Origin of the sequence: Pontibacter sp. BAB1700 (assembly GCF_000277005.1) — a bacterium.
Taxonomy (GTDB): domain Bacteria; phylum Bacteroidota; class Bacteroidia; order Cytophagales; family Hymenobacteraceae; genus Pontibacter; species Pontibacter lucknowensis.
This window is the reverse complement of the sequence record NZ_AKIS01000116.1, coordinates 14,231-38,466: the sequence shown is the minus strand read 5'-3', so window position 1 is coordinate 38,466 and position 24,236 is coordinate 14,231. Positions and strand designations below refer to the sequence as shown.

The following is a 24,236-nucleotide window of genomic DNA, read 5'->3' as shown; positions in this document are numbered from 1 at the left end:
GGCCGCGCAGCCCTACTGAAAGCTGCTTCCCAACAAATTAACAAACCATTTTTTCCACAGAAATAGTACACGTGCTTAAATAGTTAACAAGTTATCCACTGAATATACCCCCAACCTTGATTTTTTATTCCTAAATCTTCAAATTATCTTCGTAATCCAAACCCGATAAACATGACGCAAGACGGACTTAACGCAGCCATACGTAACGACTGGACACTGGAGGAGATCAAAGCGATCTATTATAAACCGGTGTTGGAACTGATTGTAGAAGCAGCCAATGTACATAAGCAGCACCAGGCTACTGGTGAGGTGCAGGTGTGTACTTTGTTGTCAGTAAAAACCGGTGGCTGTCCGGAAGACTGCTCTTACTGTCCGCAGGCGGCACGCTTCCATACAGGTGTGGATGTGCACAAACTGTTGAGCCAGGAGCAGGTACTCACGGCTGCGCAGCGTGCCAAAGACGGCGGTTCTACCCGTTTCTGCATGGGTGCCGCCTGGCGCGAAGTGCGCGACAACCGCGACTTCGACAAAGTGCTTGATATGGTGAAAGGTGTGAACGAGATGGGACTGGAAGTTTGCTGTACCCTGGGTATGGTGAACGAGTACCAGGCTGAGAAGCTGAAAGAAGCCGGCTTGTACGCCTACAACCACAACCTCGACACGTCTGAGGAGAACTACTCCAACATCATCACGACCCGTACCTACGACGACCGCCTCGACACAATCGAGAACGTGCGCAAGGCAGGTATATCGGTTTGTTCTGGTGGCATTATCGGTCTGGGCGAGACAGACGAAGACCGTATCGGTATGCTCCATTCCTTGTCCACCCTGGTGCAGCACCCGGAATCAGTGCCGGTAAACGCACTGGTACCGGTAAAAGGCACGCCACTGGAAAACCAGCCGCTGGTTACCGTTTGGGAAATGGTACGCATGATCGCCACGGCCCGTATCCTGATGCCCAAGACCATGGTACGCCTGTCAGCAGGCCGCGAGCGCATGAGCGTGACCGATCAGGCACTTTGTTTCCTGGCTGGTGCCAACTCCATCTTCACTGGCGAAAAGCTTTTGACGACGCCAAACCCGGACTTCGACGCCGATAAAGCTATGTTTGACCTGTTGGGTCTTACTCCAAGAAAATCCTTTAAAGAAGAAGCACAGCACGTTTGCTAGATCTTTGGTAATACAAAATTTACCGGAAAGCCTCTTGTCTCTGTCATCCTGAATGGGTTTTAGGCGAAGGATTAAGGCAATAGCTATAACACACCCCTGCCCTTCTCTAGAGGGGAACCCTGGTGTGGAAGCCCAGCCTGATGATACTGATGTCATACTTTAGGAGATGACATCATTTTTGATCTCTAAACTTTAGAGGCATCAAGACATTAAACCTATATTGAAATCAGAAAACTGAGTTCTAATCCATGTCTGATGTCCTGAAAAATAAACTACAGCAGAAGCTGGCTGAACGGGCGGCGCAGGGTACTTTGCGTACGCTTAAAATCACTGCCGGACTAGTTGACTTCTGTTCCAACGATTACCTCGGCCTTGCTCGCAGTGAGAAATTGCGGGCGCTTATCCACAAGGAAGAGGAGCACTACAGGCATTTACCATTGGGGGCAACTGGCTCCCGACTACTTTCGGGCAACCACGGCCTCTTCGAAGAGCTGGAAGGTATCATTGCGCCCTACCACAAGGGGGAGGCGGCGTTGCTTTTTAACTCCGGGTATACGGCAAACGTGGGCCTATTGTCTGCCCTGCCGCAGCGTAGCGATACCGTGTTTTATGACGAGGCCAGCCATGCCTCCATGAAAGACGGCCTGCGCCTGAGCTTTGCCAAGACCTACGCCTTCCGCCACAACAGTGTGGAGGATTTACGGCAAAAGCTGAAGCACGCAACCGGACAGGTATACGTGGTGGTGGAATCTGTCTACTCCATGGACGGCGACAAGGCACCGCTAAAGGAGCTGGCTCAGGTATGTAACGAGTACAGCGCCGCTTTGATTGTAGACGAGGCTCATGCCGTGGGTTTGTATGGCCCGAACGGTGAAGGGTTGACAGTGGCACTTGGACTACAGGACCAGGTGTTTGCGCAGGTAATCACCTATGGCAAAGCCATGGGCAGTCACGGGGCTGCCGTGGTTGGGCCCAAGGTGCTGCGCGACTTTTTGATTAATTATAGTAGAGCATTTATTTACACGACAGGCCTACCGACGCATGCGCTGGTGGCCCTAAAGTGTGCTTATACCCTGCTGTCCAAACTCGCGCCTGAGCGTGAGCGCGTGCAGCAATTAGCGACCCGACTGTACCAGAAACTGAACAAACTTAGCAGCATTCGCTGCACTCCGGAAAACAGTGTGATCCTATCTGTTTTCCCGCAACAGTCCCGGCAACTCAAGGCGCTAGCGGCTGCGCTGCAACAAGCAGGATATGATGTGCGCCCCGTGCTGCCCCCTACTGTGCCCGCCGGCACAGAGCGGCTCCGCGTGATCGTGCATGCCTATAATAGTGAAGAAGAAATTGACGGCCTCGTGCAGGCCATAGCGAAAGGTACATGAAAAGATATTTTGTAACAGGCATCGGAACGGACGTTGGCAAGACAGTTGCCGCAGCCATTCTCACCGAAGCACTGCAGGCCGACTACTGGAAACCCGTACAGGCGGGCGGTCTAGACTTTACCGACACAGACACGGTTAAAAGTCTTATTTCAAATGAAAAGTCCGTGTTTCACCCCGAAGCCTACCGCCTTAAGATGGCCGCCTCTCCGCACAAAGCGGCGGCAGCCGAAGGCATCGAGATCGACGTGCACGGACTGGAGCTTCCTGAAACACAGAACAACCTGATCGTAGAAGGTGCGGGCGGATTGATGGTGCCCTTGAACAAGCGCTACTTAGTGCTGGACCTGGTGCAACAACTGGGATTGGAGGTGATCCTCGTTTCCAGAAACTACCTCGGCAGCATTAACCATACCTTGCTCACAGCAGAGGTACTGCGTTACCGCAAAGTGCCGGTGGCGGGCATTATTTTCAACGGAGAGGAGAACCAGACATCCGAGGACTTCATCATCAAGTATACAGCTTGCGCCGACTACCGTCTATCCGTCAGGAAGCCGACTTCTGCCAAGAGGCTGTAGCTGAGTATGCTAAGAGTTTTGTACCATACCTGTAAGCCTGTATAACAAAGGATAAACAACCTGAAAGCCTATTGATTAAACTCTACTAAAATCACTCATTTACTAACTCACTCATTCAAAAATGAGCTTAGCAGAACGCGATCATAACGTCATTTGGCATCCGTACACACAGATGAAAACCGCTGCCCTCCCTATACCGATCGTCCGGGGCGAAGGAGCGCTGTTGTATGCGGAGGATGGAAAGACGTACATCGATGCCGTAGCTTCGTGGTGGGTGAACCTGCACGGGCATGCGCATTCTTATATCGCGCAAAAGGTAGCCGATCAGTTGCAGACGCTGGAGCACGTAATCTTCGCCGGCTTCACCCACCCTGCCGCCATTACCTTTGCCGAGCGACTCATACAGATCCTGCCAACAGGCCAGAGCCGCATCTTCTACTCCGACAATGGCTCTACAGCCGTAGAAGTCGCACTCAAAATGGCGATCCAGTACTGGCAGAACAAGGGTATACCGAAGCGTAAAATCATCGCTTTTCGCAACAGCTACCACGGCGATACCTTCGGGGCAATGGCGGTGAGTGCACGCAGCGCCTTCACGGCGCCCTTTTGGTCTTATTTGTTTGAGGTCTGCTTTATTGATGTGCCTATACCTGACAACGAAGAGAAGACAGTAAAACAGCTGGAGGCCTATGCCCACGGTGGCGACATAGCCGCATTTATTTACGAGCCGCTGGTGCTCGGCACTGCAGGTATGGTCATGTATACCCCGGACATTTTGGACCAACTTCTAAATATCTGCCAGCGGCACGAGATCCTGACCATCGCCGACGAAGTGATGACGGGCTTTGGACGCACTGGACGTATCTTTGCCAGTGATTACCAACAGCTCAAACCTGACATGGTTACCATGTCCAAGGGGTTGACAGGCGGTACCATGCTTTAGGCGCCACGTCCTGCAATGAAAAAATTTACGAAGCCTTCTTGAGCGACGATAAGCACAAGACCCTGTTTCATGGGCACAGTTACACGGGCAACCCAGTTGCATGCGCCGCTGGCCTGGCCAGCATGGACTTGCTGCTGCAGGAAGAAACACAACAACATATCACGCACATCAGCCAGCGTCACACAGCTTTTGCAGAACAACTCAAATCGATGCCCAAAGTCGTTGAAGTACGTCAGCAGGGAACTATTCTGGCGGTGGAGTTCGAGGCGGACGGCACTTCTTACTTCAACAAACTGGGCGACACACTTTATAGTTTCGCCTTGGAGCAAGGGGTGATCCTGCGTCCGCTCGGCAACATTATTTACATCATCCCACCATATTGTATTACTGATGCACAATTAGATCAGGTGTACCAGACCATACGAGGCATGCAGGAACTCATTACGGGCAACCGCTATTTTGAGCCCCCTCAGCAGACCACTCTGCATGATTAAGCTTAATTTCTGCTACATTTGCGGCTGATTTGAAATCTGCAAAAGAACATATCGTAGTCAGAGGCTGTGGTGCTGTGTCATCGCTTGGGGCCGATAGTGAAACGATTGCTCAAGGCTACCTTGCTGGAAAGCCTGCCATCACTATTATACAACATCAAGGGCAACCCACCCCCGTAGCTTCCCTTCCGCCAACGGCAGAGGCAGCACTACAGGCACTTATCTCCAGTAATTCGGGCTACCGCCAGTTGGATCGCTCTGTGCATCTGGCAATTTTTGCGGCAATACAGGCTACTACGCAGGCAGGTTGGTTAAACCAGGGTACAGCTCAGCAGGAAGATCTGGCGGTGAACATTGGCTCCTCCAGAGGAGCAACCGGATTGTTTGAGCACCATTACGACGCATATCAGCTAGGCCAGCTTTCCTCCTCCTCCTCCCCTACGACCACTTTGGGCAATTTATCGAGTTGGGTAGGACATGCTGTGAATGCCGGTGGCGCCCAGATCAGCCACTCTATTACCTGTAGTACGGCACTCATGGCTGTAGCCAACGGGGTTGCTTGGCTCAGGGCAGGTATGGCAAATCGCTTTCTGGCAGGCGGTACCGAAGCGCCACTCACAGATTTTACCATAGCCCAGATGAAAGCGGTGGGTATATATTCCAGGTTACAAGATGATTTATTTCCTTGTCAGCCCTACGGCATCTCCGGGCAAAACACCTTTGTGTTAGGGGAAGGCGCTGGTGTTTTCGCTCTCGAAAAAGCTCTTTCAACAGAACTTAGAACAGCTGATGTCATTATAGAAGCAGTCGGTTTTGGGTTTGAGCAAATCACGAGTAAAACAGGTATATCAGCAGAGGGCCAGAATTTCCAGAGATCCATGCGACATGCCATTAGTCATCTTGGTCAAGATGATAACCAGATTGATGCGATCATCACCACTCCCCTGGCACCAGAGCCGGAGATAATGCTGAACTAGCTGCGATCGAAGCTGTATTAGGCGATAAATTACCTTCTCTGACTACGAACAAGCACTTGATAGGTCACACGTTAGGTGCCTCCGGTGCATTGAGTCTACAATATGCCCTGCACCTGCTCTCATCCCAGCAAATTACTACCCCAGGTTATACGAATTTACTCCCAACACACACTTCTGGCCCTATGCGTCGCATCTTAGTAAATGCCGCTGGCTTCGGTGGAAATGCAGCCAGTATCGTTCTTTCGATCGTTTAGAAAATCAAGGATTTTTTAAATTCTTACCTCAACTCACCTTCCTTATATTCACTCATGCTATAGAGCGTAAATATTGTACATTTCCGCTCTTCAAACAACTCAATCCCTTTACAAAAATTGCACTGTTTTTTTCACTTAATTCAACCCCTTACCAATCTGCCAGCTCCTAGGCCAAGACACTATTCTTAAAACCCCTCATAACACAAGAAATAGCTAAGAGTCTCTATATCACTAGATATTTCTATAAAAATATAGCGTCTTATTAATACAATTATAACAAGTAAACCTCTCCAATTTCCATCCAATTGCACACTAAAGTTTTGTAGCACAGGAACGTATAACCCAATACAATCTAATAGTCTGGACAAGTAGTCTGGACAAGCCATTTCGCACCATTTACAGACTATTAGTTATTGTGTTGTTTACCCTAAAAAGTACATGCTATAACAAACTTTTACTTGGACTATGAAAAAAATTATACAAGTCTCGTTTCTACGTAGCACCCTATGGGTTGCCATTTTATTCGTAGTCACGATCGCAGGTGCATTTGCGCAAACCACACCAGGCCTCATCATAAGACCATCAGTCGGAACCGGACAACAAATATTGGACCCTAATAGAGATGGGTATGTCTCCATCAATAGAACAGGATTCACCAATGGAAGAGATGAAGGAGTAGGTAACAGTGAGATTCCTTACAGACAGTTTCCGGCCCTTACGTCAGAACCCACCGGAGATCTCAATACAGGCACTGCAGGTGGCCACACAGACCTGGCTGGACCTGCTACCCCTATCACTTCTCCCTCCACAGGCTCGCCCATTGCCGTGTATTTCGATGGCACAAACCTCATGTTCCGAATGCGTGTAGGGGGTAACTCAAGTGCGTCAAAGGGCTACAGCGTCCTGATCGACTCGAACAATTTGTTTGAGGGTACGGGAGCAAACCCTGGATTTGAGTTTGAAGTGCTTTTAGCTTCTAATTCAGCTGTACAGGTATTGGACCATAGAGGCACGACAAGCGGCACCATTTTTATAGGGGCAGTTGACCAATATTCTCAGCGATCAGTAGCTGGCTCCACAAACGGAGGCGATCCTGATTATTTTTACGATTTTTATGTGCCACTTAGTGTATTCGGAGAAGCAATTACGCCTACTACCCAGTTGCGTATGAGCGGTATTACCATTACAAGTGCGCAAAGTGGTTTTACAGGTACTATTTCAGATGTGGGTGGTGTCAATTTTCAATCATATGGCTACAATGCACCGGATGCATGGCGTGCTTTACTGGGCGTATTTCAACCTACCTCTCTAACCCAGATCAGAAGCTCAGGTATAGCCCCTGCTCCTTCTGCAGCGCCAGTAGTAAATGGTCCGATAAATGCCAACAGTACTTCCATTTCGGGCACCAGCACAGAGATACCAGGCACTGTTGTGGATGTACTCCTAAATGGTGCATCCATCTGTGGAGGCGCTGGTCAACTAACTTGTCCAACTGTGAGTGCGAACGGAACCTGGACACTGAGCGGTATACCAAGTACTTTACTGACACCAGGAAGCACCGTTACAGCCAGAGTGACGGCACCTGGTAAAACCATCTCGCCCCTTTCTAATGCCGTAACGGTTACAACTGGTATATGCACTACTCCTGCGCCAAGAATTACGGGCACCAGACAGAGCAACCCAAGAAACATATTATTTACAACAGATTTATCAGGCCGTCAACAGGTTAAGGTATATACTATAAGTGGTACAACTAGAAGTCAACAACCAGTCCACGAGGAGATATTCACACTAAACCAGGGCAGTTCTGGAGAAATTAATTACGGCACAGCTAATAATACAAATTATATTATTACTACAACCCCAATTGATGCAAATGGAAACCCTACTGGCTGCGAATCTATTAATTCCAACCAACTTTGTAGAACTACTGGTGGTAATTCAACAGTTAACTCTCAGTTAGTAAACATTACAGGCGCAACTTATGATGGCACAGCCTTCACAACTACCCCCACAAATGTTCCAACTAACCTCACTTCGTTAACTGTTACTGTTAGTGGGGCAGGTCCAGCCAATGTGACAGGCACAGGAACAATCGTCTTGTATAGAAACGGTAATCAGACAGGAGCTACTGCCACTATCGCAGGATCAAGCCCCTACACATTAACCATAGCGAATCTCACCACTCCATTAGCTCCTGGCGATATTTTATCTGTTCGCTCTACCTTTGGTGATGGTTGTGGTTTAACATCTGCTCCTTCCAACTTTGTAACTGTTCGTCCAACCTTAACTGCTCCTGTGATCAATGCGCCTGACTGCGGGTTTGTTACTACCTTATCAGGTACCTCTACAAACCCGATCGGTACAACGATTCAGTTTTACACAGGTGGCACGGCCGGTAATAGAACAGGTGCGCTTGTTACTCAAAATGACGGTACCACACCGCTAACTGCAACTGTTACCAGCACGGGTGTTTGGGTAGCGGATTTTACATCAACCACAGCCGGAGGCATTGCTGCTGGAACCCCTATCTCAGCCAGAGCAGTATCAGCAGGCAACATATCGAGTGTAAACTCTAACATTGTAACGGCTACGCCTGGACCAGAAGGTGTCTTAACTGTTAACCCGATCACGGCAGGCGCCACAACCATAACAGGTACGGCACCAGCTTCCGCAGCCGGAGCTCAGATCACGCTGTACATCGAAGGCACGCCATATCCAACACCTGTTTTTATCTCAGGCACTACCTGGGGTGTAGAAGGTATATCGCCACTCGATTTGTTTGCCGGGGCAACTGTAACTGCCACCTTCACGCCACCAAATGGCTGTGAAAGCAGACAATCAGAGTCAGTCATTGTAACATGTAGTCCTCCGGCAGCTGCCTTTACACTAAGCCCTACCACAACGGAAGTTTGCGGCGGCAACACCACCAGCTTTACCTTGTCGGGCTCAGAATACGGCATCATCTACCGGTTAATAGTTAACAATCAAGAATCAGGCAATTCTGTAGTTGGTACAGGTGGGCCTATTACTCTAGTTTCTGGTCCTTTCACCAATTTAACTTCAGCCAACATCACACAGACAGTTAATTACAGAGCCAGAAGCTTGGATGGTACAGCCTGCGACGCTATTTCGGCTAACACAGCAACGGTAACAGTACGGCCACAACCAGCTACTACAGGGTTGACACTGACGCCTATAGGTGCGCAACCTGTATGCGGAACCGGTAGTGTTAGTTACTCCTTAACTGGCTCAAATCCTGCATACGTTTACCAGTTGGTTAATCAGGTGACCGGTGATGTAGTAGGAGCTCCTGTCCCTGGATCAACAGGAGCAATTGTATTGAACTCTGGCCCTATCACTACTTTCACAACTATCGGCCTACGTGTGTCCTTTCCAGGAGAAGGAGCCTGTGGAGTTACCATACTTGACCAAGGTGAAATATTTATTGCGGGTCCAACCGTTAACAATGCTGTTTTCTCGAATAATGCAAAGGTATGTGTGGGGTCGGGTAACCGGATAAATGTAGCTACAGAAGATAATAGTAATTATACCTATAGAATATACCGTAGACTAGGACCAACATTTAATCCTTCGGGTGACCAATTCATTGGCTCGTTTACTGGAAATGGAGACGTAAGAAGTTTGCCAACCCCTACACTAAATACAGAAGGTGAGGTAGTATTTTATGCAACAGTAAGTGGTGGAGGATGTAATAATTTGGTGTTGGTTAATACAGCCACAATTATCGTAACTAACGAAACCTTGCAAGCCAATGCCGGAGAGGATCAGAGAATTTGCGGCACGTCGTCAGTTGTATTAAATGCTAATGATGTGGGGCCAGATGCCGGTACCTGGACACAAATTGAGGGACCTACTGTGCCTATTACATCACCAAACGATCCAAACGCCACTATCACAGGTTGACTTCTGGTAGGTATATATTCCGGTGGACTTCCCTTTCACAGTGTGACGATGACGCCACTCCATCAACGGATGATGTAGAAATTTTAGTTAACTGCGATGCCTTTTATACCATCAATCCGCCAAGGTATAATAATGAATATGCGAATGGTGATGTGCTCGCATTTGCAACGGACCCTGACGGCGATATAGAAAACGCAGAAATCTTATTTGGAAGCCTGCCGGAAGGTATAGATTTTAATACAACTAATGGAACAATCAGCGTTTCCAATGTTAGTCTTCTTGGTGACACCGAAGGCGTATATCCTCTAACTATTCAGCTAACAGATGAGTTTGATGAGGTTACCACCCTCAGCATCGTCATTCGTCTCATAGGCAACGAACCAATCATCATCCCACTCCCAGTCGAGCTGGTCTACTTCACGGCCGCTGTCCGCAACAACCAGGCGCACCTGGAGTGGCTCACGGCTTCGGAACTGGACAACGACCGGTTTGAGATTGAGCGCAGCCACGATGCGAGGAGCTTTGAGAAGATCGGCACGGTGAAAGGCAAAGGCACTACCAGCCTGGAGACCAAGTACCAGTTCGTAGACCGCACGCCGGTGCAGGGCACCGTCTACTACCGACTCAAGCAGGTGGATACCGATGGGCAGTTTGCTTACAGCAACGTGATTGCGGTGAACGCCAGAGGCTTGGAACGTGAGCTGGCGACCCAAGCTTATCCGAACCCATTCCAGGATGTGATCAAGGTAACGCTTACGGCACCGGAGGCGCAGGCGGCCGCTATGACTATCTACGACATGAACGGGCGGCGTGTCATGAACCAAGACCTGCAGCTTGACGCCGGGGTGAACAGACTTGAGCTGAACCTGGAACAGCTGCAGTCCGGCATGTACATTCTGAAGGTAGTGGGCGCGGGCATGGAGTCAACCACACGCATCATGAAAAACTAAGCCCAGGTATGACACTACAGGAGAAGGCAGCCGCAATCGGCTGCCTTTTCTTTTTTAGCCAGTTATCACACTTCTGCACTGAATTTGTTAAATTTGCAGCCGGATTTTGCTCACCCTATACCTTGCAGAAGGCTATACCTGATCATCTTCTGACTATACTTTTTATTTCAGACCAACTAGATGAAAGTTTTAAAGTTCGGCGGCACCTCTGTAGGGTCGGCTGAAAGAATGAAAGCAGTGGCGGACCTCATCAACGATGGATCGCCGAAGATCGTGGTGCTCTCGGCAATGTCGGGCACTACCAACCAGCTGGTACAGATAGCGGAGACGCTCTACCAGAATGCTAACCAGGAAGCTAATGCGCTCATCGATGCGCTGCACGACAAATATAAACAGGTGGTAGAGGCGCTCTACCTTACCGACGACAAGAAAAAACAGGCACTTGAGCTGATTTCGCATCATTTTGATCACATCCGCTCCTTCACGCTCGACCTCTTCACCATTTACGAAGAGCGTGCCGTGCTGGCGCAGGGCGAACTATTGTCAACGGCTTTGTTCCAGTTCTTCCTCGAAGAGCAAGGTATACCTTCCGTGCTGCTGCCGGCCCTTAACTTCATGAAGATCGACGAGAATGAGGAGCCCGACACGGCCTACATCAGCAAGAACCTGAAACTGGAGCTGGAGAAGCACCCGGACGCTACTTTGTTCATCACGCAGGGCTACATCTGCCGCAACGCCTTTGGCGAGGTCGACAACCTGAAGCGTGGCGGATCGGACTACTCCGCCTCTTTGATTGGAGCAGCTGCAGATGCCAGCGAAATCCAGATCTGGACCGATATCGATGGCATGCACAACAACGACCCGCGCATCGTGAAAAACACCTTCCCGATTGCGGAACTGTCGTTTGACGAGGCGGCGGAGCTTGCCTATTTTGGAGCCAAGATTCTACACCCGTCCAGCGTACAGCCAGCTAAGCAGAAGAACATTCCGGTGCGCCTGCTCAACACCATGCAGCCACAGGCGCAGGGTACTACCATTTCAGCGCAGACCGGAAAAGGGGGCATCAAGGCGGTAGCGGCGAAAGACGGTATCACAGCAATCAAGATCAAATCCGGACGTATGCTCCTGGCCTATGGCTTTCTGCGCAGCGTGTTTGAGGTGTTCGAACGGTATAAGACTCCGATCGACATGATCACGACCTCTGAGGTAGCCGTGTCCCTGACCATCGACAACCCGAAGTTCCTGGCTGAGATCACGCGTGAGCTTCAGGAGTACGGACAGGTAGAGGTTGACCAGGACCAGACCATCATTTGTATCGTTGGCGATTTTATTGCCGATCGCAGCGGCTCCGGCCTCAAGATTTTCAAAGCGCTCCGTGATATTCCGCTGCGCATGATCTCTTACGGCGGAAGCAAAAACAACATTAGCTTACTCATCAACACAACCGATAAAGAAAGATCTCTTGTCCTGCTGAATGAGGGCATCTTTGAAAGGAACAACAGCAATGCTTAATTTATCTGTGCAGGAGTTGCAGCAGCACGCCACTCCTTTTTATGTATACGACCTCAACCTGTTGCGCCAAACCCTGCAGCAGGCCAGCCAGGAGGCAGCTAAATATAACTTTCAGGTGCACTACGCCATGAAGGCTAACACTAACAGCCCGATCCTGAACGAGATGCGTGCCGTGGGTTTTGGCGCTGACTGCGTGAGCGGAAATGAGGTGAAATGTGCCATTGAAAATGGCTTCCCGGCTGATCACGTGGTGTTTGCAGGTGTAGGCAAGTCCGATGCAGAGATCAACTACGCTCTGGATCAAAACATTTTCTGCTTCAACTGTGAGTCAAGCCACGAGCTGATCGTGCTGAACGAGTTAGCTGAGGCAAAAGGCAAAACGGCCCGTGTAGCGCTGCGTATCAACCCGAACGTGAATGCCAATACGCACAAGTACATCACCACAGGGCTGGAGGAAAACAAGTTCGGTATCAATGCTTGGGAACTGCCAGATGTGCTGACTCTGCTTAAATCACTCCCGAGCCTGTCGCTGATCGGCCTGCACTTCCACATCGGCTCTCAGATAACGGACTTGTCGGCTTTCAGAAACCTGTGTACCCGTGTAAACGAATTCCAGGACTGGTTCGAGTCACAGCAGGTGCAGTTGGAGCACATTAACGTGGGCGGTGGTCTTGGCGTGGACTACTATAGTCCGGACGAGCAGCCTATACCTGATTTTGAGTCATACTTCTCGCTGTTCAATCAGTTTCTGGAGGTGCGTCCTAACCAGCAGGTGCACTTTGAACTGGGGCGCGCACTCGTAGCCCAGAGCGGCACGCTTATCTCCAAAGTACTGTACATCAAGAAAGGTGTTTCGACGAACTTTGCCATCCTGGATGCCGGTATGACAGAGCTTATACGTCCGGCACTTTACCAGTCGTACCACAAAATAGAGAATCTGACTAGCAAAGGCCCTGAGGACAAATATGACGTCGTAGGCCCGATCTGCGAATCGTCAGACTGCTTTGGCAAGGCGGTAGTGCTGCCCGAGACTAATCGTGGTGACTTGATTGCCATCCGCACAGCGGGCGCTTATGGCGAGGTGATGGCTTCGGCCTACAACCTGCGTGACAAAGCGGCTGCCGTATACCTTAGCTAGTTTTTGCATCCCCTCTGATAAAACGAAAGCCCCGGTTTCAGTCAAGGAACCGGGGCTTTCTCACTCTTAACCCAAAACCATCACAATCAAAAACTTTACATGCTGACTGAAACCACAAAGTCTGGTTCAGCATGTTTTATGAGCGGCTGCTTATGGAAGAAGTTAGCCATCTCGAGCGCATTGCCCCGTGAATTTTTATCAGCTCGCAATACAAAAGTATTAGCGCTCAGCTCAGTTACTACTTCAGTGCGGGTCGCTGCAGTCAGGCGTTTGATCACCTGCTCAGCTGGCTGTCGGCCACTTTCCACACTTACAATAAATTCATTCGATACACCCAATAGCTTACCTCCGGCAGACTCGAAATAGGGAGCTGCGTATGCTACTGCCGGATCTTTTGAAACCTCGGATATCGCTCCTTCTACCTGCTGGCAGCTAAGTCCTGCCGCTAACTTGACAGGGTATAAACGAGCAGAGTTTGTATGGATCGGCTGCCCCATCTCTTCAATAAAAGCATACTGCCCTGCTGCAGCTGTAGCCGCTTCTTGGGTAAGTTCCTGGCTAAATGACAGGAGTATCATGCCACTGTATACAGTTCCCAGCGACTTCTCTGCATCATTATAATAATAGGTATGTGCGATACAGGGCATACCACCGCCAGCTTGCAGCGGATTTAGCAAACCGGGGTCAAATCGGACATTCCGAATCGGTGAAACATTGTCGTTTCTACAGGATGAAAATATAATTATCAGAAGTAGAGTGCTTATCCAAGGTATATAGGTTTTCATTGCCGTCGGGTATTATGTATCGTCCATAAATATTCATTGTACGATAGTAAAACCATAAACAGATGAAAATGATAGCGTTATTTGCATAAATATTTTGAAATGTTATTATTAAAGCCTTAACCCAATTTATCACAATATACTTATACAATTAATGTGCAATTCAAAATTGCTATTATTAAAATTATTTAATTGAATTTTTCTTATAATCCATCCCCGAAACAATTTCCACTTTAAACACTTAATCACACCTGAGATCTGAAGCTATACCTGTACATATTATGCAGGAATCGCCTCAAATCGGGCAAGTAGGTCTGGTATTTTATCAAGTGCTACACTTGCCGGGACAACCGCCACAAATACACCTTGCAACTTCAAGGAGGTCTGGTGTAGCTTAAGTTGCTGCGGCGTCACCGAAAGGACAACCTGATTTTTATCCGGCGACTGAAAGTGCAAGGTCGACTGAAGCAATTCTATGAACGTTATTATAGGCCTCCCCTGCCCCTGGAGCAGGACTGTGATCTGCTCCTCTCCGGAGGCCTTTGTTGTCTGGCTGGTGCAAAGCTTTGGATAGGTATAGCGATATCCCCGTACTGCCGAAGTAATATCAGCCACACAGCCGAGCCCGTCGGGTGACTTCCAGCCCCTTTCCCGAGTAGAAATTGCTTGCCTGCGAACTGTGCTTCTATTTCAAGACCATTGAATTCTGCTTCCACACCATACAGAGCATCCGTTGCAGGTATAAGCGTAGGTAGGACCTGAAGCGCAACCTGCCCCGTAGCAGTAGCTTTTAAAGACCCAATCAACTTGATACGACAACCCAAGGCATCAGCCAGCTCAACGACTTCAGTGTTTATGTGCTGAATACCAAAATGCAGCACCTCCTCCGGATGCACCAGTACCCCATAGGCATGCGTTGCCAGGATGCAGAGCTTATGCAGCGCATCCACCCCCTCTACATCCAGGGAAGGATCCGCCTCGGCAAATCCTAAGGCCTGCGCCTGCTCCAAAGCCAACTGGTAGCTTCCCCGCTCAGCGTGCAGTTTACTCAGTATATAATTGGATGACCCGTTGAGTATACCTCGCACCTCTAACAATGGCTCTGAGCCATAGTAGGCTTCAAGTGTGCGCAGCACAGGTATACTGCCGCAAACGGAGGCTTCGTACAACAGTACACCGCCATATTTCTGCTGCAGCCGGATCAGCTCGGGCAGATTCTCGGCAATTACTTTTTTATTGGCCGATACCACCGTCCTCCCCTGCTGCAGCGCCTGCCGGAGTATACCGAGCGCCTCCTCTGGATCGCTGATGAGTTCGGCAATGATATCGAGACTGGTATCTTGCAGCACCTCCTGCACATTGTAGGTAAAGGCAGAGGCGGGTAAGGTGCGCGGCTTGTCTTTATCTTTCACGCAGATACTCCCGATCTCCCAGCCAAGGTGCCGGTTGGCCTCCACCACATCGTAGAGCCCCTGCCCTACGCAACCAAAACCGATCAGGCCGATACGCTTTTTAAACTTCTGTATTTTCATAGTGTATGTGCTTTACTTTTTCTGCTTGGTAAAAATCCTGTATGGCTTTTGTCAACTGTGCCGTTTCCACCAAAAAGCCATCATGGCCGTAACCGGAGCGGAGTTGGGAGAAACGAGAACCCGGCACCAGCCGGTGGAGCTGCTGCTGCTCCTCTATCGGGAAAAGCAGATCAGTGTCTACGCCGACAAATAGGGTCTTAGCCCGAAGCCGCTCCAGGGCTTTCTCAACACCTCCCCTGTCCCGACCAATGTTATGGGAGTCCATGGCTTTGGAGAGCAACCAGTAGGTGTAGGCATTGAAGCGTTGTGCCAGTTTCTCTCCCTGGTATACCTGGTAGGAGGCAGCCCGGAAATCATCGGTGATGCTGTTGCCCGGCTCCTGCTGGCTCGCTTCGTAGCAGGTATAGTGCCTGTAGGAAAGCATGGCGATGGCGCGGGCCGTTTTAAGACCCGCTATACCTGACTCGCTTGTGCTGGTCTGCCAGGTTGGGTCCTGACGGATAGCCATGCGCTGGCTTTCGTTAAAGGCGATGCCCCAGGCCGAGTGCCGCGCATTGGAGGCCACCTGGATCAGATGACCACATACCTCCGGCTGCAAGATAGCCCACTCCAGCGCCTGCTGCCCACCCAGCGAACCGCCGAGCAGGGTATGCACCCTGGCTATACCCAGGTCCTGCCGCAGCAGGTCGAAGGCACGTACAATGTCGCGGTTGGTCAGTTGCGGAAAGCTGTGGTAGTAGGGCTGCAGCGTTTCCGGATTAACTGCAAGTGGTCCCGTGGATCCATAGCAGCCACCCAGGGAGTTCGCACAAACCACAAACCAGTCCGCCGGTTCATATAATTTTCCCTCGCCAAATAATTCGGTCCACCAGTCGGTGAAGTCCGAGCTGCCCGTGAGGGCGTGGCATACCCACACCACATTGCTTTGGTCTTGGTTGAGTTGTCCATAGGTTGTATAGGCCAACTGGAAGCCGGGAAGCGAGGCCCCCGACTCCAGTTGGAATTGTTTCTGGTAATGAAATACTAGTTGTTCAGGCATTATGCTTCGTTCAATACAGGTTCTTCGTGGCGCTGCCGCACTTTGGCAAAAGCCTGTTCTAGGTCAGCTTTGATATCGTCAAGGTGTTCTATACCTGCAGACAGACGCAGCAAGGTTGGTGTCACACCGGCACTCTGCTGCTCATGCTCCGAAAGCTGCTGGTGAGTAGTGGAGGCCGGGTGGATGATCAGCGTTTTAGCGTCTCCCACATTGGCCAAGTGACTCACCAGTTGTAGACTGTTCACGAAAGTTTCCGCTTGTTTTTTGTCGCCTTTCAGGTTAAAGGAAAGCACGCCACCAAACCCTCGTTTCAGGTATTTTTTGGCCAGGTCGTGATACTTGCTGGACGGCAGCCCCGGATAGTTCACACTCTCCACATGCTCGTGCTGCTCCAGCCATTCAGCAAGCGCCTGCGCATTCTGCACCGTGCGGTCCACACGCAGCGAGAGTGTCTCCAGCCCCTGCAGCAGCAGGAAAGAGTTGAACGGACTGAGTGCCGGACCAAAGTCACGCAGGCCCTCTACCCGCGCTCTGATCGAGAAAGCAATGTTCCCAAAAGGTCCGTCCGTACCGAACACCTCCCAAAAATTGAGACCGTGGTAGCCCTCCGATGGCTCTGAGAATTGCGGAAATTTGCCGTTGCCCCAGTTGAAGTTGCCACCATCCACGATCACGCCGCCGATGCTCGTTCCGTGACCACCGATCCACTTGGTAGCCGACTCCACCACCACGTTGGCGCCATGCTCTATGGGCCTGAACAGGTAGCCGCCCGCCCCGAAGGTATTGTCCACTACCAGCGGAATATCATGCTTCTGGGCAATAGCCGCGATGGCGTCAAAGTCAGGAATATTGAAGCGCGGATTGCCAATGGATTCGGTATAGATGGCTTTCGTGTTCTCATCGATCAGCTTTTCGTAACTCTCCGGTTCGTCGCTTTCGGCAAAGCGCACTTCGATGCCCAGTCGCTTGAAGGCTACCTTAAATTGATTGTAAGTGCCACCATAGAGAAAACTGGAGGAGACAAAATTATCGCCGGCCTGCAGGATGTTGTTGAGGGCGATGAACTGGGCCGCCTGCCCCGAGGCAACGGCCACTGCTGCCACCCCGCCCTCCAAAGCAGCAATACGCTTTTCAAACACATCGGTGGTGGGGTTCATGATGCGGGTATAGATGTTACCGAACTCCTTTAGCGCAAACAAATTGGCACCATGTTCGGCGTCTTTGAAAACATAGGAAGAAGTCTGGTAGATTGGCACGGCGCGGGAACGGGTAGTAGGATCGATCTCTTGGCCGGCGTGTAATTGAAGTGTCTCGAAATGAAGTGAATTAGACATAGTCGTTCTGTTTAAGATTTTTGAAAAAATATAGAATAGATTAGCTTGTGCTGAGACAAGAAAAGATAGAGATGCAGCAATAGCCGTGATTACAGGTATAGCCTGTAGCTAAGCGGTAAATGCAGCAGATATAAAGAGGATTAATGCACTGCTAGCAACAGCAGCAGCACATGCACATTCGGCTACAACAGGTGGTAGCAAAAGTTGAGGCATGCGAAAGAACCAGGCTTTGAGCTGCCGGGGTTGATCGTAAAAAAAGCGGTGTTGATGTTGTTCCCTTTTCCATAACGTTATCAATTTATATACATCCGGACTTCCGGAATCAGGAATTAGCACCTTGCACTGCGGCTGGTTGCTAGCGTTTCATAGAGCCTGTCTCTCCACGCTTCTTTATAAATCGATACCCACAAGGGATATCAGACTTGATGATGCAAAGCTAGAGCAGCATTTCAAATAATCCAAATTAAAATTTTAAATAATTTAAAGTTCGTCGAAAAATCAATTTTATAAACCTGCTCTCCAATGCTTTACATACTTTATAATAGCTAACCTTTATACCTGTTGGTTTAGAATCTTTGAATAAGTATAATTGCTCATACATAACATTCACCGGCTATACCTGTTGTGCAGGTATAAACTGTCTGGATAACCCGCATGAAAATACTCCTGACCGGCGCAAACGGCTACATTGGCAAACGACTTCTACCCGTACTGATTGAAGCGCAGCACGAGGTGGTCTGCCTTGTGCGTGACCTGCGCCGCTTTGAGGTGGCAGATAGTTTGAAAGGTAAGGTGCAAGTAGTTCAGGGAGATTTACTCAAACCGGAAAGTTTACAAAACCTGCCCCGTGACATAGAAGCCGCCTATTACCTCGTGCATTCCATGGGCTCCGGATCGGCTGACTTTGAGGAGGCCGAAAAAACATCTGCCGCCAACTTCGTCAGCTACCTCAATACAACAAGCGCCCGACAACTGATTTACCTCAGTGGCATTGCCAACGACGAACATTTGTCGCGCCACCTATCTTCTCGCCGGCAGGTGGAGGATGTGCTTGCGCAGGGCAAAGCTTCTCTCACAGTATTGCGGGCTGCGATCATCATCGGCTCGGGCAGCGCTTCTTTCGAGATCATCCGCGACTTGGTGGAAAAACTGCCTGTGATGGTGACACCGCGTTGGCTCAACTCCCGCTGCCAGCCCATCGCCATACGCGACGTCATCTTTTACCTGACTGCCGTGCTGGGCCGTGAGGACTGCTATGGCGAACGCTTTGAGATTGGCGGGCCCGATGTGCTTACTTACAAGCAAATGCTGCTGCAACTGGCCAAAGTACGAAACCTGAAGCGGCGCATCTATACCTTACCGGTGCTCACGCCCAAGCTCTCCTCCTACTGGCTATACTTTGTCACGAGCACAAACTACGCATTGGCCCGCAGTCTGGTGGAGAGCCTGCGCAACGATGCCGTGGTGAAAGACAGCAGCATACAACAGCTGATCCCGCACAAGTGCCTCAGTTACGAGAGTGCTCTGAATCTGGCTTTTACCAAGATGGAGCAAAACATGGTGGTCTCCAGTTGGAAGGATGCGCTGGTGAGTGGCACCATGAGCCTTAACTTCATGGATTTTGTACAAATACCAGAACACGGCGTACTCACCGACCGACAGCGCATGCGTTTCGACAGAGCGCCGGAGGAAGTGATGGACAACATCCTGCGCATCGGCGGTGAGCGTGGCTGGTACAAGACTGACTTTTTGTGGGAGATACGTGGCCTGCTCGATAAAATGGTGGGCGGCGTTGGTTTGCAGCGCGGCAGGAGGCACCCCTCAGACGTGCAGGCAGGTGATTCTATCGATTTTTGGCGTGTGTTAGCGGTCGATCGCCAGGCAAAGCGGCTTCTCCTATACGCTGAAATGAAACTGCCCGGCGAGGCTTGGCTGCAGTTCCGGATCTATCGTGAGAAGGATGGCAACTACCTTGAGCAATTGGCCGCTTTTCGTCCGGATGGCTTGGCAGGCAGGTTATACTGGTATGCGATGCTGCCATTTCATTTTGTAATTTTCAAGGGAATGGCGCACAACATTATTCATTACCGCGAGCCGTTGGCAAACAAAATCTCACCTCCTCCACCACATTCTCGATAATGTACAAACAATAGATTTCATAATATAAAACTATAGCTATACTTAAGAGTATACAGCAATGTCCAAACTCAGATGATTATCCTTTCTGCGAAGGCATTTCACATTTATACCTATACCTTATAACTCGCACCGACAAAAAATTTTAACTTTGCCTTTCTCTAACCCAACAGACCTAATGGAGGCCATAAAAGAAACCAACTTCTCCTTCGCCGGGCAAACCGGTTTTTATAGAGGCAAGGTGCGCGATGTTTATTATTTCGAGGACCGTCTGGCAGTCGTAGCCACTGACCGCATTTCGGCATTTGACGTGGTGTTGCCGCGGGCTATTCCTTATAAAGGACAGGTATTGAACCAAATAGCAAGCATAAACCTTAAAGCTACTTCAGACCTTGTGCCCAACTGGGTGCTGTCGACGCCAGACCCGAACGTAACCATCGGGTATCGTTGCGAGCCATACAAAGTAGAGATGGTGATCAGGGGGTATCTGGCGGGGCATGCCTGGCGCGAGTACAAGGCTGGCAAACGCAGTGTGTGCGGCGTAGCGCTTCCGGAAGGACTTCGTGAAAACGACAAACTGCCGGAGCCGATCATCACCCCGACCACCAAAGCCGACGAAGGGCACGACGAGGACATCTCGCGTGAAGAAATTCTGGCAAAAGGCATTGTATCTGAGCAAGAATATATTAAATTAGAAGCTTATACCCAGGCACTCTTTGCAAGGGGTACAGAGCTTGCCGCCAAGCGCGGACTGATACTGGTAGACACCAAGTACGAGTTCGGCAGCTACAACGGCGAGGTATACCTGATCGATGAGATCCACACGCCGGACTCTTCGCGCTACTTTTATCTGGAAGGGTATCAGCAGCGTCAGCAGAACGGTGAAACGCAGAAGCAACTTTCGAAGGAGTTTGTGCGACAGTGGCTGATCGAGAACGGTTTTCAGGGAAAGGAAGAACAGGCTATACCTGAAATGACCGATGAAGTGGTGAACAGTATTTCGGACCGCTACATCGAGTTGTACGAGGTATTTACGGGACAGCCTTTTCACAAAGAAAGTTACGATAATGTGCTCTCACGCATTGAGAATCACATAGTAGAAAACATTTTTAACGAGAAAAATTAGAATTATTAACGTGGATTTTGGTACATTCGCGTTTAAATCCTTTACTGGTAGATCTATGAAGTACACGATTGATAAGAAAGAAAACTACACGATTATCACGATAGACGAGAAGAAACTGGATACTTCAATCGCTCCGGATTTAAAATCTGAGTTCGTGAAATTGAATGCTGAAGGGATCACCAACCTGATTCTTGACCTCAATAACGTAAAATATACCGACTCTTCAGGACTGAGCTCTATCCTGATCGCGAACAGACTTTGCAACTCCTCTAACGGCTTGCTGATTCTGACCAGCCTGCAGGACCATGTGATGAAGCTGATCACGATCTCTAAACTGGAGTCTGTGCTAAACATCCTTCCGACGGTGGAAGAGGCCATCGACCGCGTGTTTCTGCACGAGATCGAGCAGGACCTGACCAACAAGGAAGACTAGTTAAACCAACTTTGTGGATTTCGAACTCAGAATACTCGGCAGTTCGTCGGCCACACCCTCGGCAAACCGGCACCATACCGCCCAATTGCTGACCATCGACAATCAGCTTCATCTGATTGATTGCGGAGAAGGAACCCAAATGCAGCTGATGCTTTACAAGATAAAGCATCAGCGCATTTCTAATATCTATATCAGCCACCTGCACGGCGACCACTACTTCGGTCTGGCAGGCCTCCTCTCCACCATGCATTTGCAGGGCCGCCAACAGCCACTGCACCTCTTCGGCCCTCCCGGCCTCTCCGAAATTCTCAGTCTGCAGCTCAAATACTCCGGCACTAATCTATGCTACAAACTCGTATTTCACGAGCTGGACACCAGTGTTTATCGCAAAATTTACGAAGACAAGAAGATCACGGTGCACACGCTGCCCATGGAGCACCGCATACCCTGCTGTGGCTTCCTGTTCCGCGAAAAGCCAAAGCCGCGTCCGCTGATCAAAGAGAACCTGCCCGGCTTCCTGACGCCGCCGCAACTGGTGCGCCTGAAGTGGGGCGAGGACATACGCGACGAACAGGGCAATGTGCTGGTACGCAACTCCGTGGTTACGCTGGAGCCCAAGCGCAGCCGCAGCTACGCCTACTGTGCCGACAGCAGGTATAAGCCCGACCTCCTCCCCCACTTACGTGGTGTGGACCTGCTTTACCATGAAGCCACATTTACGGACGAGTTGCGGGAGCGGGCCCATTATACCTTCCACAGCACAGCCCGGCAGGCCGCCGAAATGGCCGTTGCCGCGCAGGTACGCCACTTGCTACTAGGGCATTTTTCGGTGCGCTACAAAGACCTCACACCTATACTGGAAGAAGCAAAGGAAGTCTTCGCCAAAACGGACTTAGCTGTTGAGGGAAGCATCTTTTGTGTACGTGAATGAGGTATAGCTATACCTTGGCTAATGTGCCATCTGTGCAATTTTATCGAGCGGTAGGCTGTTAGCCATTTTCAGGATATTGTCCTCTTTTGTATTGTCGGCTTTTAAGGTTAGCAGCGTGTTTTGCAGGGGGATCTGCATTCATAGCCAGCTGGAGCCCCTTCCATACCTTCTACTTTGTTCAGCACTGCTTTATAGCCATGCACTTTCACCACTTTTTGTTTGCCGTCACCGGAGTTGCCAATAAATGGCAGAGCCAGAACAGCTTGCAACGAGTTGATCAGTGGTGAATTGTTGATAATATCTATTGTGACCTGATTGGTGGCAGGGCCATAGCTGCGATGCACAAACAGGCCCATACCTAGGCCTGCGCCACCGCCAGTCACGTCATCTTCTTTCACATTTGGATTGCGGTCCTCCATTTTTGCCGGCAGCATCTTTAGGATTTCCTTTCCGATCTCCGCATCAAGGCTGCGAAGCATCTGCTCCATGGCAAAGCGGGAACTACTGAGATCACCTGAAGTATAAGAGGTTTTGGCTTCTGCTAGGCTTTTGCTGAAATCCTGGCTAAAGGCCAGGACAGGCAGGAAGGTAAAAACGACTAGGATTGCTATATTTTTCATGTCTGGTTTCATTCTAAATTTCTATGATGCTTACTTTTCACCCAGCATTTTCTTGATGCCATCAATATCCACCGCATTGGCCGCTGTCATCATCTCCTGCTCGTTTTTGAAGTTGACGCCCTCATATACCAGCAGCGACGACTGCCCCATAGGCACGGTCAGTTTGTAACCACTGGCATCATCATACTCGATCACGGCACGGTGTCCTTTCACTCTGGTTTGCTTCCAGTTCTGCTGCTCTCCTGACGTCTGGGTATAGCCACCATTTGCCAGGTACATGTTTACAGCCGATAACATCACCGAATTGTTGGCCACCATCACCCGCAGTTCCTTCTCGCTATTGTCAGTATACTGGCGCATGATGGTCAGGCCAGCCATCCCCATCCGCTGCTGGCCACCTGCTCTACACTTTCATCCTTATTCAAACCGCTGATCGACTCCGGCAGCGACTTGAGTATCTTCTGACCGATCTGAAGCTCTACTCCCAGCATGGCCTGCTGCACGGCATAGCGGGCTTCGCCGTAAGTGCCAGCTTTGAAGGCTTTGTCGGCATCTCCCAGAAATGCGTTTACATCAGGCGGCGTTGAGATCAGGCCTTCGCCCCCTTTGTTTCTGGCCCGGCCGGAACTGGTATTGCCAGCAGTAGCGCTGCTATTGTTAGTGGAGCCGTTTCCTATACCTGTTTTGTCCTCAATTGTCTTGTCCAAAGCCTTTTCGGCAATGTTGTTGGCTTTTTGTTTTAGCTTGTTGAGCATCCCGCCCTGTGCCACGGCCTCTCCCGACCCAAAGCACAACAGCAGCAGCACGGCTCCTGTAAATATCTTTTTCATAGAACTAAGGAATTAATTGAAATAAGCAACTAGCAAATTTAAATTTAGCTTTTATCCAATATTTTTTAAAACAATTTTTATAAATATTAGCAATCTGTATATTATATTTATTGAGTGGCAGGAAATACTTGGTGAAGGTGCAGCTCAATGTTTT

At 49.9% G+C, this 24,236-nt stretch carries 22 protein-coding genes and 1 riboswitch; of the genes, 15 read left to right on the top strand and 7 right to left on the bottom strand.

What is annotated here, in order from left to right; all coding sequences use genetic code 11:
* The first annotated feature begins 171 nt into the window (after window positions 1-171).
* The 11 genes from bioB to lysA all read left to right on the top strand — a co-directional run bounded on the left by bioB (window position 172) and on the right by lysA (window position 13,319).
* Window positions 172-1,170: a biotin synthase BioB gene (bioB, locus tag O71_RS14110; RefSeq protein WP_007657919.1), complete on the top strand. Its 999-nt coding sequence runs from the start codon at window positions 172-174 to the stop codon at window positions 1,168-1,170.
* Between the two features lie 248 nt (window positions 1,171-1,418).
* Window positions 1,419-2,552, top strand: a complete 1,134-nt coding sequence (locus tag O71_RS14105) for an aminotransferase class I/II-fold pyridoxal phosphate-dependent enzyme (RefSeq protein ID WP_007657918.1) — start codon at window positions 1,419-1,421, stop codon at window positions 2,550-2,552.
* Entirely contained in the window at window positions 2,549-3,127 is a 579-nt protein-coding gene (gene bioD, locus O71_RS14100) for a dethiobiotin synthase (protein ID WP_007657916.1), read from the top strand. The genes O71_RS14105 and bioD overlap by 4 nt, the downstream gene beginning before the upstream one ends.
* A gap of 172 nt (window positions 3,128-3,299) precedes the next feature.
* Window positions 3,300-4,070 carry an aminotransferase class III-fold pyridoxal phosphate-dependent enzyme gene (locus O71_RS27350; RefSeq protein ID WP_369750932.1) on the top strand — a complete coding sequence of 257 codons (771 nt, stop codon included), beginning with the start codon at window positions 3,300-3,302 and terminating at the stop codon, window positions 4,068-4,070.
* Window positions 4,071-4,108: 38 nt separating this feature from the next.
* Window positions 4,109-4,564: an aminotransferase class III-fold pyridoxal phosphate-dependent enzyme gene (locus O71_RS27345; protein ID WP_369750930.1), complete on the top strand. Its 456-nt coding sequence runs from the start codon at window positions 4,109-4,111 to the stop codon at window positions 4,562-4,564.
* Window positions 4,565-4,638: 74 nt separating this feature from the next.
* Window positions 4,639-5,538, top strand: a complete 900-nt coding sequence (locus O71_RS14090) for a beta-ketoacyl synthase N-terminal-like domain-containing protein (protein ID WP_007657914.1) — start codon at window positions 4,639-4,641, stop codon at window positions 5,536-5,538.
* Window positions 5,539-5,543: 5 nt separating this feature from the next.
* Window positions 5,544-5,792 carry a hypothetical protein gene (locus O71_RS27340; protein WP_369750937.1) on the top strand — a complete coding sequence of 83 codons (249 nt, stop codon included), beginning with the start codon at window positions 5,544-5,546 and terminating at the stop codon, window positions 5,790-5,792.
* 921 nt (window positions 5,793-6,713) lie between these two features.
* Window positions 6,714-9,719: a hypothetical protein gene (locus tag O71_RS23955; protein ID WP_155800918.1), complete on the top strand. Its 3,006-nt coding sequence runs from the start codon at window positions 6,714-6,716 to the stop codon at window positions 9,717-9,719.
* Window positions 9,720-9,871: 152 nt separating this feature from the next.
* Window positions 9,872-10,669: an Ig domain-containing protein gene (locus O71_RS14075; protein WP_007657911.1), complete on the top strand. Its 798-nt coding sequence runs from the start codon at window positions 9,872-9,874 to the stop codon at window positions 10,667-10,669.
* A 180-nt stretch (window positions 10,670-10,849) separates the two neighbouring features.
* The gene (locus O71_RS14070; RefSeq protein WP_007657910.1) at window positions 10,850-12,181 is read left to right on the top strand and encodes an aspartate kinase; all 1,332 of its coding nucleotides are present in this window, start codon (window positions 10,850-10,852) and stop codon (window positions 12,179-12,181) included.
* Window positions 12,174-13,319, top strand: coding sequence for a diaminopimelate decarboxylase (gene lysA, locus O71_RS14065; protein WP_007657909.1), 1,146 nt, complete (start codon window positions 12,174-12,176; stop codon window positions 13,317-13,319). Before O71_RS14070 ends, lysA begins: the two co-directional genes overlap by 8 nt.
* A 95-nt stretch (window positions 13,320-13,414) precedes the next feature.
* Here lysA and O71_RS14060 read toward each other — a convergent pair whose 3' ends face one another.
* The 4 genes from O71_RS14060 to O71_RS14045 all read right to left on the bottom strand — a co-directional run bounded on the left by O71_RS14060 (window position 13,415) and on the right by O71_RS14045 (window position 18,006).
* Window positions 13,415-13,996: a hypothetical protein gene (locus O71_RS14060; RefSeq protein ID WP_007657908.1), complete on the bottom strand. Its 582-nt coding sequence runs from the start codon at window positions 13,994-13,996 to the stop codon at window positions 13,415-13,417.
* 590 nt (window positions 13,997-14,586) lie between these two features.
* A complete protein-coding gene (locus O71_RS14055) occupies window positions 14,587-15,633 on the bottom strand; it encodes a homoserine dehydrogenase (RefSeq protein ID WP_007657906.1) in 1,047 nt (348 codons plus the stop codon).
* Window positions 15,614-16,672, bottom strand: a complete 1,059-nt coding sequence (metX, locus tag O71_RS14050) for a homoserine O-acetyltransferase (protein ID WP_007657904.1) — start codon at window positions 16,670-16,672, stop codon at window positions 15,614-15,616. Before metX ends, O71_RS14055 begins: the two co-directional genes overlap by 20 nt.
* Complete coding sequence (locus O71_RS14045) at window positions 16,672-18,006, bottom strand: O-acetylhomoserine aminocarboxypropyltransferase/cysteine synthase family protein (RefSeq protein WP_007657902.1); 1,335 nt, start codon at window positions 18,004-18,006, stop codon at window positions 16,672-16,674. Before O71_RS14045 ends, metX begins: the two co-directional genes overlap by 1 nt.
* Window positions 18,007-18,301: 295 nt before the next feature.
* A riboswitch (SAM riboswitch) is annotated at window positions 18,302-18,405 on the bottom strand.
* Window positions 18,406-18,660: 255 nt separating this feature from the next.
* Here O71_RS14045 and O71_RS14040 point away from each other — a divergent pair.
* The 4 genes from O71_RS14040 (at window position 18,661) to O71_RS14025 (ending at window position 22,632) form a co-directional block, all read left to right on the top strand.
* Window positions 18,661-20,145 (top strand): SDR family oxidoreductase, encoded by a 1,485-nt coding sequence (locus tag O71_RS14040; RefSeq protein WP_007657900.1) that lies wholly within the window; start codon window positions 18,661-18,663, stop codon window positions 20,143-20,145.
* A 175-nt stretch (window positions 20,146-20,320) separates the two neighbouring features.
* Window positions 20,321-21,268, top strand: coding sequence for a phosphoribosylaminoimidazolesuccinocarboxamide synthase (locus O71_RS14035; RefSeq protein WP_007657897.1), 948 nt, complete (start codon window positions 20,321-20,323; stop codon window positions 21,266-21,268).
* A 55-nt stretch (window positions 21,269-21,323) separates the two neighbouring features.
* Window positions 21,324-21,701: an STAS domain-containing protein gene (locus O71_RS14030; protein ID WP_007657896.1), complete on the top strand. Its 378-nt coding sequence runs from the start codon at window positions 21,324-21,326 to the stop codon at window positions 21,699-21,701.
* A 13-nt stretch (window positions 21,702-21,714) separates the two neighbouring features.
* On the top strand, window positions 21,715-22,632 hold the full coding sequence (locus O71_RS14025) for a ribonuclease Z (RefSeq protein WP_040574312.1): 918 nt from the start codon (window positions 21,715-21,717) through the stop codon (window positions 22,630-22,632).
* Window positions 22,633-22,739: 107 nt separating this feature from the next.
* On the opposite strand, the gene O71_RS14020 is transcribed toward O71_RS14025, so the two are convergent.
* From O71_RS14020 to O71_RS14010, 3 genes are read right to left on the bottom strand one after another with little or no spacing between them, the layout of a single operon-like run.
* Entirely contained in the window at window positions 22,740-23,252 is a 513-nt protein-coding gene (locus O71_RS14020; protein ID WP_155800914.1) for a hypothetical protein, read from the bottom strand.
* Window positions 23,253-23,282: 30 nt separating this feature from the next.
* Window positions 23,283-23,630 (bottom strand): hypothetical protein, encoded by a 348-nt coding sequence (locus O71_RS14015; protein ID WP_007657893.1) that lies wholly within the window; start codon window positions 23,628-23,630, stop codon window positions 23,283-23,285.
* Window positions 23,618-24,082 carry a hypothetical protein gene (locus O71_RS14010; RefSeq protein WP_007657892.1) on the bottom strand — a complete coding sequence of 155 codons (465 nt, stop codon included), beginning with the start codon at window positions 24,080-24,082 and terminating at the stop codon, window positions 23,618-23,620. Before O71_RS14010 ends, O71_RS14015 begins: the two co-directional genes overlap by 13 nt.
* Between the last annotated feature and the right edge of the window lie 154 nt (window positions 24,083-24,236).

What these genes read in the sequence shown, in the direction of transcription:
- bioB (WP_007657919.1), top strand. Translation starts at nt 172, where the DNA reads ATGACGCAAGACGGACTTAACGCAGCCATACGTAACGACTGGACACTG.
- O71_RS14105 (WP_007657918.1), top strand. Translation starts at nt 1,419, where the DNA reads ATGTCTGATGTCCTGAAAAATAAACTACAGCAGAAGCTGGCTGAACGG.
- bioD (WP_007657916.1), top strand. Translation starts at nt 2,549, where the DNA reads ATGAAAAGATATTTTGTAACAGGCATCGGAACGGACGTTGGCAAGACA.
- O71_RS27350 (WP_369750932.1), top strand. Translation starts at nt 3,300, where the DNA reads ATGAAAACCGCTGCCCTCCCTATACCGATCGTCCGGGGCGAAGGAGCG.
- O71_RS14070 (WP_007657910.1), top strand. Translation starts at nt 10,850, where the DNA reads ATGAAAGTTTTAAAGTTCGGCGGCACCTCTGTAGGGTCGGCTGAAAGA.
- lysA (WP_007657909.1), top strand. Translation starts at nt 12,174, where the DNA reads ATGCTTAATTTATCTGTGCAGGAGTTGCAGCAGCACGCCACTCCTTTT.
- O71_RS14055 (WP_007657906.1), bottom strand. Translation starts at nt 15,633, where the DNA reads ATGAAAATACAGAAGTTTAAAAAGCGTATCGGCCTGATCGGTTTTGGT.
- metX (WP_007657904.1), bottom strand. Translation starts at nt 16,672, where the DNA reads ATGCCTGAACAACTAGTATTTCATTACCAGAAACAATTCCAACTGGAG.
- O71_RS14045 (WP_007657902.1), bottom strand. Translation starts at nt 18,006, where the DNA reads ATGTCTAATTCACTTCATTTCGAGACACTTCAATTACACGCCGGCCAA.
- O71_RS14040 (WP_007657900.1), top strand. Translation starts at nt 18,661, where the DNA reads ATGAAAATACTCCTGACCGGCGCAAACGGCTACATTGGCAAACGACTT.
- O71_RS14035 (WP_007657897.1), top strand. Translation starts at nt 20,321, where the DNA reads ATGGAGGCCATAAAAGAAACCAACTTCTCCTTCGCCGGGCAAACCGGT.
- O71_RS14030 (WP_007657896.1), top strand. Translation starts at nt 21,324, where the DNA reads ATGAAGTACACGATTGATAAGAAAGAAAACTACACGATTATCACGATA.
- O71_RS14020 (WP_155800914.1), bottom strand. Translation starts at nt 23,252, where the DNA reads ATGAAAAATATAGCAATCCTAGTCGTTTTTACCTTCCTGCCTGTCCTG.
- O71_RS14015 (WP_007657893.1), bottom strand. Translation starts at nt 23,630, where the DNA reads ATGGCTGGCCTGACCATCATGCGCCAGTATACTGACAATAGCGAGAAG.
- O71_RS14010 (WP_007657892.1), bottom strand. Translation starts at nt 24,082, where the DNA reads ATGAAAAAGATATTTACAGGAGCCGTGCTGCTGCTGTTGTGCTTTGGG.